This window comes from Bradyrhizobium sp. AT1 (assembly GCF_001590795.1).
In the GTDB taxonomy this organism is placed as follows: domain Bacteria; phylum Pseudomonadota; class Alphaproteobacteria; order Rhizobiales; family Xanthobacteraceae; genus Bradyrhizobium.
In genome coordinates this window covers 1,346,921-1,358,894 of record NZ_JXDL01000001.1, presented here as the reverse complement: position 1 = coordinate 1,358,894, position 11,974 = coordinate 1,346,921, and the positions used below count along the sequence as shown (strand labels likewise).

The following is an 11,974-nucleotide window of genomic DNA, read 5'->3' as shown; positions in this document are numbered from 1 at the left end:
CAAGGTGCGCTTCCATCCCAAGGCCGCGGAGACGTTTGCGCTCGCGATCCACGAGCTTGCGACCAACGCACTGAAATACGGCGCGCTGAGCCGACCGGGCGGACGTATCGAAATTACCTGGCGCCTCGACGAGGGCAGGGACCCCGCCGCGCTCCTGTTCGAATGGCGCGAAGGCGGCGGGCCGCAGGTCGAGCCGCCGCCGCGAAAGGGGTTTGGGACCGAGCTTCTGGAGCGCACGGTGGCTTTCGAGCTGAAGGGACACACCGCGTTGGCATTCAACCCCGCGGGGTTTGAATGCTCCATCGCGATCCCTCTCAACAGTCGTACGTTCCATACACCGGTGGTGGTTGGCTGATGCCGTTGTCGACGTCCGATCACAGCTTGATGGAGCCGGCCATTCGCCGGCTGAGCACGTTGAGGCCATTGTCGGCGGAGGCCCGTGCTTCACTCGAATATGCGATGCTCGAAGGGCTGCAGCGCGCCGGCGCCAGCGAGGATCTCCTCTCGGAGGGGGATCCCGTCGACAGCGTCCGTATCGTGCTGTCGGGCTGGCTCTGCCGCTACAAGACGCTCGAGGACGGCCGTCGCCAGATCGTCAATTTCATTTTTCCGGGCGAGACCTGCGACGCCCATGCGTTCCTGCTGCCGGTGATGGACCATTCCATTGCGACGCTGACGCCGGCGGTCTATGCCGAGATCAAGCGCGCTCGTTTCGAGAGCCTGGTGGCCGCCGACCGCTCGCTTGCCGAAGCGTTCTGGTGCGAGACGCTGGTCAACACCGCGATCCAGCGCGAATGGGCCGTCAATCTCGGAAGGCGCGTGGCGGTAGAGCGCGTGGCCCATCTGTTCTGTGAGATATTCGAGCGGCTTCGTCCCGTCGGCATGGTCGAGGGCTATTCCTGCGTCATGCCGGCGACGCAAACGGATCTCGCCGATGCAACGGGGCTGTCGGTGGTTCATCTCAACCGGACCGTCCAGGAGCTGCGCGCGTCTGGCCTGATCGTGCTGCGCGATCGGACGCTGACCATCAACGACCTCGACGCGCTCAAGGGCGCGGCGCTGTTTGCGCCGAGCTATCTGCAGCTCTATCGGCGCAGCTGACCCGCGACCACGGGAACCGTGCGCCGAAGTCCGTAGGGCTCAGGGTTTTTCGGCCCGTTCGGGCGCGCGGTCGCCTGAAGCTCCACGCATTCGGCTCGCTTGACTGAAGGGTGCACGCGCCGGGAACGGGTTAGATGTCGGCGCGTACCAATGCGCTGATGTCGTGGGCAGAAACCGGAAAAATGAGCGCCACGTCCAACGTCCCCGTTGTGTCCGGTTGTCACCCGGCGGTGCACCTCGTCAACGCCGCTTAGCCGCTTTGGTTCGACGGTTGTAAGGCGATCGGTTGACAGGCCGCAGCGAAATTCCCTCGCGCTGCGCCTTGCTGCGGATGGCCGCGACCGGACGCTGCAGCTTGATGCTCATCACGCCAGTCGGCGTGTTACCTTTCGCGAGCTGCTTCAGCTTGCTCACGTCCGCCGGCGTCCAGGGCTGCCGCGCGCGACGCTTGTAAGCCGGGTTTGCCTTGCGCGGTCCCTTGCGGCCGATCGGTGAGCCCGGCCGCTTCCATGCTGCTTTCGCCATGATGATCCTCCTTTAAGGTCGTTCTTGAACATACGAATCAGCATTTCGGTTCCGCCGTAGTCGCGCGCCGGTGACTTGCGCAAAATCACACCGCGTTAACTTATGGAAATGCCGGAACCGCAAATTGGGGCGGAAGCTGTGAGTTCTTTCCATCCGAAACCCGCCGTGAAAGTCCCATGACCGCCAAACGCAACCGCAGGAAACAGACCCAATCGCTCCAGGAGCGGTTGGCCGCCTTCGCCGAAAGCGCCCGCGAGCGCGCACTTGCCTTGCCGCCGGGCAAGGAGCGCGAGCTGCTGCTGCAGCGCGCCAAGCAGAACGAGATGACCTCGAACCTCACGGACTGGCTGAGCGCCCCCGTCTCTCCCAGGCGAGGAAATGACCATGCCTAGCTTCAAGCATTACCGCGCATTCCAGATAGATCCGGATGGACACGTGTTCGGATGCATCAACCTCGTCTGCGACGACGACGAGCAGGCCAAGCGCGAAGCCGCCGGGCTGGTCCTCGCCCATCGCATCGAGCTGTGGCGACTGGACCGGCGCATCGCGAAGTTCGATGCACCCCAGGACATCGTGCGCCAGTAAGGCTGAGGAACCGCGCGCACCAGCCCGGGTTGGTCGGATACCGACTTCACCGGGAGCCAGCATGACGGACGCCGAAATTCGCAAGGGGATGCCGCCCGTCAAGCTATCACGCGGTGAGTTCGAACGGCGTTACAAGAGCCGATTCGTCGATGCCGCCTTTGCGCCGCTGCAGCGTGAGCTCGATGCCATCGTCGGCGCCGCCTGGGATGCCTACAGCCATTCGCGCAAAGCGCCGCTGACGCGGAAGGCGGGCGCCGGCTTTTCCGATCCCGACTACGACATCGCCGTCGACTGGCTCGATGCGCGCGCAAAGATCCTGGAAGCGCAGCGACGGCATGACGATGCCGAGGAGACGCCGCGCATCCTTCTCATCAACGGCTCGACCCGCAGCGAGCACACCTGTCCCGGCGAGATGTCCAAGACCTGGCGCTTGGTCAAGCTGGCCGAACCGGTTTTGGTCGAGATGGGATTTGCCGTGGACATCCTCGACCTCTCTCGGCTGGCTTCGGAATTCGGCAAGACGATCCATCCCTGCAAATCCTGCGTCTCGACCGCCATGCCGCTCTGCCATTGGCCGTGCAGCTGCTATCCGAATTATTCGCTGGGGCAGACCGACGACTGGATGAACGAGATCTATCCGCTGTGGGTTGCCGCCCACGGCATCCTGATCGTGACGCCGGTGAACTGGTATCACGTGCCCTCGGGCCTCAAGGCGATGATCGACCGCATGGTCTGCGCCGATGGCGGCAATCCCGATCCGACCTCGACGCACGGCAAGAAGGCCGATGAAGCCAAGGCGCTGGAGCTGAAGAGCTGGCCCTATCCGCGCCATCTCGCCGGCCGTCATTTCAGTGTCGTCGTGCACGGCGATGCCGTCGGTGCCGAGGGCGTGCGCCGCGCCCTGTCGGATTGGCTGACCGACATGCAGCTGATCTCGGCGGGCCGCTTCGCCGAGCTCGACGGCTATGTCGGCTACATGGAGCCTTACGCCACCTCGCATCACGCGCTCGATGAAGACGGCGAATTCCAGCAGGAGGTGCAGAACGCGGCGCGCGCGCTGGGCAACGCCGTCCATCTGGCACGGAGCGGGCGCCTGGAGGAGCCCGGCGCCGGTCTCCAGGACCCGAACCCGAAATGACCGGTGCGCCCTTTGATTGCCTGGTCGTCGGCGGCGGCCCCGCCGGGCTGATGGCCGCGATCTATCTGGCGCGCTTTCGCCGCAGCGTCTGCGTCGTGGACGCCGGCGCGAGCCGCGCCGCGCTGATCCCGCGCAGCCACAACGTTCCCGGCTTCGTCCACGGGCTGTCAGGCGCCGATCTGATTGCCCGCATGTCGGCGCAGCTGGACGAGCTCGCCGTCGCGCGCGTCGAGGCCGAGGTCACCGCGTTGCGGCGGCACGATGCTGGTTTTGAGGCGAGCTGGAACGGCGAGGCGCATGCAGCCGCCACCGTCATTCTGGCCAGCGGCATCGTCGACACCCATCCGCCGTTCCGGGAGTGGCGCGCGGCCGTCGCGGACGGGCTGTTGCGCTATTGTCCCGTCTGCGACGCCTTCGAGGCGAGGGGCCAACGCATCGGCGTCGTCGGACCGCTTCCCCGTGCCGCCCCCAAGGCACTGTTCCTGCGCGGCTACTCGCGCGACGTGACGCTGCTCGCAACCGGGCGGGATGACGAACGATGCGCAGCATCGGAGCTGAGCGAGGCCGGCGTCGAAATCGTGTTCGCGCCCGACCTGCATCTGCGGCGGAGGGGCGGGGGCATCGAAGCCGTCTTCGCCGATGGCCGCACGCTGCCATTCGACACGATCTATCCGGCGATGGGGGCCGAAGTGCGATCGCAGCTCGCGGTCTCGCTGGGCGCCGAGCATGTTGGGGAGGGCTATCTCAAGGTCGACGCGCATCAGCGCACCTCGGTCCGCGGACTCTACGGCATCGGCGACGTCGTCACCGATCTGCACCAGATCTCCGTCGCGTTCGGCCACGCCGCAATCGCCGCCTGCAACATCCACCACAGCCTGCCGCGGCATCTGGCTTGACGGGGGAACGAAGCGCGCGGCTTCGCCTTGAGTGAAGGGAACGAGGACGAAGCGCATGCTGGAAGAGAAACTGAAGGACGCCATCATCGGCGAGCTGCAGCGACAGGCCGCCAGCCAGCCGCAAGCGCTCAAGGTCGAGGGCGCCAAGGATGCGAAAGGCTCCGACGAGCTGACCGTCAATGGCAGGATCGACCTCGGCGCGCTGGCCATGGCAGTTGCGGGATCGATGGCCGGCGGCCCTTAGAGCGCCGCTTCAGCCATATTCCTCGCCGATGCCGTACTCCCGGTAGATCTCCAGCGGGTCGAGGTCCGGAAACAGGCGGCATTTGGCCTGGGCGAGGTGCAGGCTGACCGCCGCCGGCTCCTTGCCGTTCGCCAGCATCTTGCGGATGTCGTCCATATGCGCGTTCGGCTGGTGCTTCGGTTCGAGCTGCTCCAGCGCGACCAGGGCGGTCGCGAGCGCCTCGGTCAGAACCCAGTCGTCGTGGCCGGTGATTCCCTTCTTCGGCATCGGCGGACCCCAGATGTGACGGCAGGGGGATAGTCTATCGCGACTTCCGCCAAATCGCCATTGAGCGGTTGCGGGAGGGCGCTCCCTTGCATTATGGCGGCGCGTGGCTAAAAGGCGGCAAGTTGCGGGGCCTTGGTATCTTTGTTGAAACAATGTTGGCGTAGACGGGCGTCCGCAGGGATCCGGCTGGCAGTTCCGGTCTGGGCCCTTGATCCCGCATTGGGCAGCACGATCCCGGTTGCCTCCTTCAAGGCTTGAGCCAGCATGGTTTTTCTCAGCTTCGTCTACCGCTTCCTCACCAATTTCGCCTTCATGGCGATGGTCTATTTCAGCCTGAACTTCATGGAGAAATATCCGAACCGGGCAATCCTGGCGATCCTGGTGCTGGTCTATGCGGCCATGCGCGCGGCCTCGACGCTGCGCGCGTTCTACTTCTACCAGAAGATCGAGAAGCTGGAGGCCGAGACGCGCCGCCTTCAGGGCCCGATCAACGACGGCTCCGGGGGAACGAACGCGCGCAAGCAGGTCGTCGCCGACGTCGCGCGGCTGCGGCGCGACGGCGAGCTCAAATCCTATATGGACCTGTTCTTCCTGGCGCTGATCGTGCTCCTCTGCGTCGCCGCCATCATGCGGCAGTAAGAACTTAAGCGCGCTTCTTCAGACTGGCGACACGGGTCGGGCGCGGCGTACCGCTCTTGGCCTGCGCGGCATGCTTCGCTGCGGCGGGTGCTGCATGCGCGGTGTGCCGGGCCTGCGGCCTGGCCGCCTTGCCCTTTGCGACCTTGCCTCTGGCCGCATGCGCCGTCTCCGCCGCCATCGCCAGCCGCGTCGCGGCACGGCGCGACAAGGTCGTCGACAGCAGCACCTCGATCGAGCCTTCCGGGATCGCAAAGAGAGCGCGGCCGGGCACGGGCAGGGTGGATGCGATATCCATCTGCCCCTTGGTCCGGCGCGGCAGCAGCGATTGATGCGCGGTTTCCGCATTGAGGTCGGCGAGCGAGGGCGCCGGAAGCATCGTGGTCTGCGTGAACGCGAAGCGCGGAACAGCCGGCCAGCGCGCGATCGGCACGGTCTCGGTCGGCGGATGCAGCAGCCATTCCACCGGTGTGGTCGGCGTCGCCGGCCGTTCGGCGGTCGCCGGCACCACATGCACGATGCGATAGCCGCGCGCCTTGAGGTCGCGGATGATCTTCGGCAAAGCCGCCACCGTGCGCGCCTGGATGTCGTGCAGCAGCAGGATGCCCTTGCCCTTGGCCTCCAGCCGCTGGATCGCGAGCTGATAGACGCGGTCGGACGACACGTGACGCCAATCGTCGGCGGGGAAGTCGGCGCTCCAGACCTGGATGCCGCGCGAGATCAGATAGTTCTCGACGCCTTCGGCGCGCATCAGGCCGGGAATGCGGAAGAACGGCGCCAGCTTGGACGGATCGGTCATCGCGGCCGAGGTCCACTCGATGCCGCCGTTGATCTCGGGCTCGAACTTCTCGACCGGCATGCGGTCGAAGGTCAGCGGATGGTTCATGCTGTGGGTGCCGACGGTGTGTCCCGCCGCCACCAGCTTGCGCACGCCTTCCGGATTTGCCTTGGCCTGGCTGCCGATGATGAAGAAGGTCGCCTTGATGCACTCGTCGTCGAGGATCTTGAGGACCTGGTTGGAATATTTCGGCAGCGGGCCGTCGTCGAAGGTCAGGACGACTTCATGGTCCTTCAGAGGCAGCGTCTCGCGGTACTGCATAGTGCCGATCCGCGGATGCTCATGCGGATCGACCACGAGGGTGCGGGAGGTCCCGAGCGCATCGGGACGGCCCGGGCAGTCGGCCGCAAGCGCCGCTGGCGATCCCAGGGTCGAACAGCCAAGGAATCCGCTGAGGCAAAGGACGATCCACGATCGCGTCCGCAATACAACGCTACTTCCGATCATGAACCCGGTCTGCCCTCATATGCGATTGCCGCCATAGTAGGTCGGAGACATCAGGAAACGGTTCAGGCACAAGCCGCCTTTCCCGCCGCGTCGTCCCCATCCATTTGCAGGGGGTAGCATGAACAGAGTGTTAATAGGGCGCAAATCACCCCATTTTGGTCAGGCGTGACATTCCGGCATCAGCGCGCGTCGGCGTTCTTCTGTGACGTGCCGGGCGGTACGATGTGGACGATCCGGTAGCCGTTCTCGCGCAGATACCGCAGGAACGCCGGCATGATCGCGGCCGTGCGGGCCTTGGGGTCGTGGAAGAGCACGATGCCCTTGCCGGCCGCTGCGAGGCGCTCGGTGACCAGTTTCAGCTCCTGCTCCGGCGTCATCTCGTTCCAGTCGCTGGCCCACAGGTCGGCCCCGAACACCACGATGCCGCGCGAGGCCAGCAGGTCGAGCTCGGCCGGCGTGGCCTCGAAATAGGGGAAGCGGAAGAACGGCGTCGTGGGCGTCGTCGTCGAGGTGCCGTGCAGCGCCGTCTCGACGGCCGCGATGCCGCGGTCGATTTCGCCCTTCGCCTTGTCGAACGGGATCCGCGCCATGAACGGGTGCGAGAAGGTGTGATGGCCGATGGTGTGGCCTTCGCGGGCGATGCGCTTGACCATGTCGGGATGCTGCGAGGCGTGCAGGCCGATCAGGAAGAAGGTCGCGCGCACGCATTCCTGCGCCAGCGCCGCCAGCACCTTCGACGTGGTCGGCGGGTTCGGTCCGTCGTCGAAGGTCAGCACGACCTCGTGATCGGCGAGCGGCAGCGTCTGCGGAAAGCTCTTCAGGCCCACGCGCGGATATGTCTTGGCATCGACGCTCAGCACGCGCGAGGTGCCGAGCGCGTCCTTGCGCGGGCACTCCGCGGCATCCGCCGCGGCGATGCCGGCGAGGGCGCCGATGGCCGCAGCCACCGACATCGAGGTCCACCTCAGTCGAAGCATCTTTGTCATTGCGCTCGCGATAGCCTTGTGGGTATTGCCTGACCGTCAGCTCAGACCACCTGATCCAACCTGTCAAACGGCGAGGCGCGCCATGGATGAACATATGGACGTTGCCGCAGCCGCCGCGGATTCGGTACTCGACCACGTGCCGATGCGCAATGAAGACGGCGAGATCAGGCACGAATTCGTCGAGGAGATCGCGCGTGCGATCGAGGCCGGCGACAGCGCCTCGCTGCGCGCCTGCGTCGCCGAGCTGCACGAGGCCGATCTCGGCGATCTCATCGGCGCTCTGGAGCCCGACGACCGCGTTCGCCTGGTCGAGCTCACCGGGGCCGATTTCGACTTCTCCGCGCTGAACGAGGTCGACGAGGCCGTTCGCGAGGAGATCCTGGACGAACTGCCGCCGGAGACGGTCGCCGAGGGCGTCCGCGAGCTCGAATCCGACGACGCGGTCGAGCTGCTGGAGGCCCTGGACGCCGAGGAACAGGAGGAGATCCTCGAGAAGCTGCCGCTGAAGGAACGCGTCGCGCTCGAGCGCAGCCTGCTGTACCCCGAGAATTCCGCCGGCCGCCGGATGCAGACCGAGTTCATCGCGGTGCCCCAGGATTTCACCGTGGGCCAGGCGATCGACTACATGCGCGAGACGCCGGATCTGCCCGACCGCTTCTACGAGATCTACGTCGTCGACAAGGACCAGCACTGGCAGGGCGCAGTCCCCCTCGACGTGCTGCTGCGCGCGCGCCGGCCCATCGCGCTGACCGAATTGACCGACGAGGACCGCCGCCGTGTCTCCGTCCTGGAGGACCAGGAAGAGGTGGCGCGCATGTTCGGCAAGTACAATCTCGTCGCCGCCCCCGTGCTCGACACCCAGGATCGCCTGGTCGGTGTCATCACCGTCGACGACGTCGTCGACGTCATCGAGGAGGAGGCGGACGAGGACCTCAAGGCGCTCGGCGGCGTCACCAGCGACGAAGAGCTGTCGGACACGTTCCTCACCATTGCGCGCGGCCGCTTCAACTGGCTGCTGGTCAATCTCGCCACCGCCTTCCTGGCGTCCTCCGTGCTCGGCCTGTTCGAGGGCCAGCTCGAAAAGATGGTCGCGCTCGCCGTGCTGGCGCCGATCGTGGCGAGCCAGGGCGGCAACGCCGCGACCCAGACCATGACGGTGGCGGTGCGGGCGCTGGCGACGCGCGAGCTCGGCGCCTCCAACGCCTGGCGCGTGGTGATGCGCGAGGGCCTGGTCGGCCTGATCAACGGTCTCGCCTTCGCGGTGATCACCGGCATCGCGGCGGTCGCCTGGTTCAAGATTCCGGGCCTCGGTATCGTCATCGGGCTCGCGATGATCTGCAATCTCATCGCCGGCGCGCTCGGCGGCATCCTGATCCCGATGGCGCTGGAGCGCGTCAGGGTCGACCCGGCGGTGTCGTCGGGAACGTTCGTCACCACCGTCACCGACGTCGTCGGCTTCTTCTCCTTCCTCGGCATCGCGACGCTCTGGTTCGGGTTGAGGTAGGGCGTGTCCCGGGCGCGCTGCGGCGCGGAGCGCTGCTGCGCAGAACCGGGACCCAGAACGCGGCGTACTCCGCGGCGAGATGGGCCCCGGCTCTGCAGCGCATCACTTCGTGCTGCGCAGCGTCCGGGGCACGAGACCATCTTTAATCCCACCTTAAGCGACCTGCCGCATCATCGCCCGCGCTTGGGGGAATGGGCATGCGAGTGCGATTGAAGGCAGACGGACGGATCGTCGAGGTGCGGGACGGGCAGGAGTTTCCGGTCCAACCGTCACCGGAGCAGCCCGCGATCGCAAACCCGCCGGCCGACACCTCCTCGGTCGCGGTGCGCGATTTGCGCCGCCGCGCCTGCCTGACCCAGATGGAGTTCGCCGCCAAGCTCGGCGTCCCCGTCGAGACCATCCGCAACTGGGAGCAGGGCAAGCGTGCGCCGCGGGGACCGGCCCGCGCGCTGCTCGCCGTGATCGCGCACGCCCCGGATACCGTGTTCCAGGCGCTCGCCAAAGCCTGACGCCAAAGTCTGACGCCAAGACCTGACGCCAAGGTCTAGGCCTTAGCTCGAACCTCTCAACGCGAACCTCCCGTTAGCATTGCGCCAAATATCCCGCCGGACTGCCATGGCGTCCGTTGGCAGCGTCATGGGCCGGGTCCATAATGCGGTCTGGTGACGTCTGGGGCCGCCGCAACGGAAGAGGACACCTCATGCTGTTCGTCGAGGCCAATGGCGCAAGGATCCCGGCGATCGGGCTCGGGACCTGGGAGCTGAGCGGCCGGCCCGCCGCGCGCGTGGTCGAGCAGGCGCTGCGGCTCGGCTATCGCCACATCGACACCGCGCAGGCCTACGACAATGAACGCGAGGTCGGCGACGGCTTGCGCGCCTCGGGCGTGCGCCGCGACGATGTCTTCCTCACCACCAAGGTCTGGACCAACCATTTCGCGCCGCACGATCTCGAGCGTTCGGTCAAGGAAAGCCTGGCCCGCTTGCGGCTTCCCGCCGTCGATCTGTTGCTGCTGCACTGGCCCAATTCGCACGTACCGCTGGCGGAGACGCTCGGCGCGCTGTCGCATGCCAAGACCATGGGCCTGACCCGCCACATCGGCGTCTCCAATTTCACGGTGGCGCTGATCGAGCAGGCGGTGGCGCTATCGCCGGAGCCGCTGGTCTGCAACCAGGTCGAGTACCACCCTTATCTGGACCAGTCGAAGGTGAGGGCGGCCTGCGACCAGCATGGCCTTGCCCTCGTCGCCTACAGCCCGATCGCCAGGGGGCGCATCAAGTCCGATCAGACGCTGGCCGAGATTGGACGCACGCACCACAAGTCGCCGGCGCAGGTCTGCCTGCGCTGGCTGGTGCAGCAGAATGTCGCTGCGATCCCGCGCACCTCGCGCATCGAGCGCCTGTCCGAAAACATCGAGATCTTCGATTTCGAGCTGTCGGAGGACGAGATGAGCCAGATCGCCGCGCTGGCCAATCCCAAGGGCCGCTTGACCGATTTCGGCTTCGCTCCGAAATGGGATTGAGAGGGGATCGCGGTATGCTAACAGCAGAGCGGCAATCCAAGATCGGGCAATGGAACTGCGGACAATCATACGGACGGACATTGCAGCGTCGGCGATCGCGCATCTGACGCTGGTGGGTCTGATCATCCTGATCAGCGAAGTCCATCCCTTCCACGCCGCGGCGCCCGAGACTGTGACGGTGGACATCGTCACGCCTGAGCAGGTGAAGCAGGAGGAGGCCAAGGCAGAGGAGAAAGCTCAGGAGGAGGCGAAGGAGAAGCCGCCGGAGCCGAAGCCAGATCTGAAACTGCCGAAGCTGGATTTCACCGACAAGGACAAGCCGGACACGGCGCAGAAGCCCGCGGCCAAGCAGCAGGCGGCCGCACCGTCGCCAACACCGCGGGCCTCGCCCGAGCCGGCGCAGAAACAGCCGCAACCCCCGGAGGCGCCGAAGCAGCGCGAGGCCAATTTGCAACCTCAGCAGCAACCTCAGCCGCCGCAGCAGCAGCCGCAATCCCAGCCGCCACCTCAGGCGATGCCGCAGCCGATGCAGCCGCCGCCCCCACAAGCGGAGCCGCAGCCCCAGGCCGCGCCGGCCCCGGCCTATCAGGCGCCGCAGCCCGACGTCACCGTCAAGTACGGCGTCATGCTGGGTCTGCCGCCCGAATTGCCGGTGTCGCTGCCGAAAGACACCCCCAAGGACGATGGCGGCGACGCCAAGGATTCGATTGCAGCCAAGCTGCCGGCCGAGATCATCGCCGCGCTGCGCAGCCATTTGCGGAGCTGTGCGAAATTGCCTGCCGGCCTTAGCCCGACCGACAACGTTAACATCAAGCTGCGCACGGTATTCGCCACCGACGGCACGCTGGCCCGCGAGCCGATCCTGCTCGAAGCCCCGCCGTCGACCAAAGGAGTGGCCCTCGTGAAGTCCGCAATGAGCGCGCTGCAAAACTGCCAGCCCTACAAGATGCTGCCGTCCAATCTCTACGAGGAATGGAAGGTGCTGGACCTGCCGTTCAGCCCGCGGGATTTAGGCGGCTAGCTCTCGCGTAGCCCGGATGGAGCGCAAACGTAATCCGGGGCCGCTCGCTCGGCATCTCGGGCCGTCCCGGATTGCGCTGCGCTCCATCCGGGCTACGAGACCGTGCCTGTGTCGCCCTCTGTCAATCCATCTCGCCAAAAATATTCCACTTTACCGAAATTCGGTTTTGGCGTATGTGTCGTTCATCCCGGCTCACCAAGAGGGGCGATCTCGTCGTCGTCTTGATCGCGAGCCGGGCTTGCGGTGGACGCGGCAGCGTCGGCACGA

The 11,974-nt window shown here is 66.0% G+C and carries 15 protein-coding genes and 1 pseudogene; 12 read left to right on the top strand and 4 right to left on the bottom strand.

What is annotated here, in order from left to right; genetic code table 11:
* Both SE92_RS06445 and SE92_RS06440 read left to right on the top strand, forming a co-directional pair.
* Window positions 1–355: pseudogene (locus SE92_RS06445) on the top strand (CheR family methyltransferase); the annotation flags it as partial.
* Complete coding sequence (locus SE92_RS06440; RefSeq protein WP_063194978.1) at window positions 355–1,101, top strand: Crp/Fnr family transcriptional regulator; 747 nt, start codon at window positions 355–357, stop codon at window positions 1,099–1,101. The pseudogene SE92_RS06445 and the gene SE92_RS06440, both read left to right, overlap by 1 nt.
* A gap of 240 nt (window positions 1,102–1,341) precedes the next feature.
* Here SE92_RS06440 and SE92_RS06435 read toward each other — a convergent pair whose 3' ends face one another.
* Window positions 1,342–1,626 carry a hypothetical protein gene (locus SE92_RS06435; RefSeq protein ID WP_057197072.1) on the bottom strand — a complete coding sequence of 95 codons (285 nt, stop codon included), beginning with the start codon at window positions 1,624–1,626 and terminating at the stop codon, window positions 1,342–1,344.
* A gap of 176 nt (window positions 1,627–1,802) precedes the next feature.
* On the opposite strand from SE92_RS06435, the gene SE92_RS06430 reads away from it, so the two are divergent.
* The 5 genes from SE92_RS06430 to SE92_RS06410 all read left to right on the top strand — a co-directional run bounded on the left by SE92_RS06430 (window position 1,803) and on the right by SE92_RS06410 (window position 4,489).
* The gene (locus SE92_RS06430; protein ID WP_063194977.1) at window positions 1,803–2,018 is read left to right on the top strand and encodes a hypothetical protein; all 216 of its coding nucleotides are present in this window, start codon (window positions 1,803–1,805) and stop codon (window positions 2,016–2,018) included.
* Entirely contained in the window at window positions 2,011–2,211 is a 201-nt protein-coding gene (locus SE92_RS06425) for a hypothetical protein (RefSeq protein WP_063194976.1), read from the top strand. The genes SE92_RS06430 and SE92_RS06425 overlap by 8 nt, the downstream gene beginning before the upstream one ends.
* Before the next feature lie 61 nt (window positions 2,212–2,272).
* Entirely contained in the window at window positions 2,273–3,349 is a 1,077-nt protein-coding gene (locus tag SE92_RS06420; RefSeq protein WP_063194975.1) for a flavodoxin family protein, read from the top strand.
* On the top strand, window positions 3,346–4,245 hold the full coding sequence (locus SE92_RS06415; protein WP_063194974.1) for an NAD(P)/FAD-dependent oxidoreductase: 900 nt from the start codon (window positions 3,346–3,348) through the stop codon (window positions 4,243–4,245). Before SE92_RS06420 ends, SE92_RS06415 begins: the two co-directional genes overlap by 4 nt.
* Window positions 4,246–4,300: 55 nt before the next feature.
* The gene (locus SE92_RS06410; RefSeq protein ID WP_063194973.1) at window positions 4,301–4,489 is read left to right on the top strand and encodes a hypothetical protein; all 189 of its coding nucleotides are present in this window, start codon (window positions 4,301–4,303) and stop codon (window positions 4,487–4,489) included.
* Window positions 4,490–4,498: 9 nt separating this feature from the next.
* Here SE92_RS06410 and SE92_RS36515 read toward each other — a convergent pair whose 3' ends face one another.
* On the bottom strand, window positions 4,499–4,756 hold the full coding sequence (locus SE92_RS36515) for a hypothetical protein (protein ID WP_063194972.1): 258 nt from the start codon (window positions 4,754–4,756) through the stop codon (window positions 4,499–4,501).
* 264 nt (window positions 4,757–5,020) lie between these two features.
* Between SE92_RS36515 and SE92_RS06400 the strand changes: the two genes are divergently transcribed.
* Window positions 5,021–5,395, top strand: coding sequence for a hypothetical protein (locus tag SE92_RS06400; protein WP_063194971.1), 375 nt, complete (start codon window positions 5,021–5,023; stop codon window positions 5,393–5,395).
* A 4-nt stretch (window positions 5,396–5,399) separates the two neighbouring features.
* Here SE92_RS06400 and SE92_RS06395 read toward each other — a convergent pair whose 3' ends face one another.
* Complete coding sequence (locus SE92_RS06395) at window positions 5,400–6,677, bottom strand: polysaccharide deacetylase family protein (protein ID WP_063194970.1); 1,278 nt, start codon at window positions 6,675–6,677, stop codon at window positions 5,400–5,402.
* 179 nt (window positions 6,678–6,856) lie between these two features.
* Window positions 6,857–7,663: a polysaccharide deacetylase family protein gene (locus SE92_RS06390; RefSeq protein WP_157095173.1), complete on the bottom strand. Its 807-nt coding sequence runs from the start codon at window positions 7,661–7,663 to the stop codon at window positions 6,857–6,859.
* 82 nt (window positions 7,664–7,745) lie between these two features.
* On the opposite strand from SE92_RS06390, the gene mgtE reads away from it, so the two are divergent.
* The 4 genes from mgtE to tolA all read left to right on the top strand — a co-directional run bounded on the left by mgtE (window position 7,746) and on the right by tolA (window position 11,707).
* Entirely contained in the window at window positions 7,746–9,167 is a 1,422-nt protein-coding gene (gene mgtE / locus SE92_RS06385; RefSeq protein WP_063194968.1) for a magnesium transporter, read from the top strand.
* Between the two features lie 191 nt (window positions 9,168–9,358).
* On the top strand, window positions 9,359–9,676 hold the full coding sequence (locus tag SE92_RS06380) for a helix-turn-helix domain-containing protein (protein ID WP_063194967.1): 318 nt from the start codon (window positions 9,359–9,361) through the stop codon (window positions 9,674–9,676).
* A 191-nt stretch (window positions 9,677–9,867) separates the two neighbouring features.
* Window positions 9,868–10,686, top strand: a complete 819-nt coding sequence (locus SE92_RS06375; protein WP_063194966.1) for an aldo/keto reductase — start codon at window positions 9,868–9,870, stop codon at window positions 10,684–10,686.
* A 49-nt stretch (window positions 10,687–10,735) separates the two neighbouring features.
* Complete coding sequence (gene tolA, locus SE92_RS06370) at window positions 10,736–11,707, top strand: cell envelope integrity protein TolA (RefSeq protein WP_063194965.1); 972 nt, start codon at window positions 10,736–10,738, stop codon at window positions 11,705–11,707.
* Window positions 11,708–11,974: the final 267 nt, after the last annotated feature.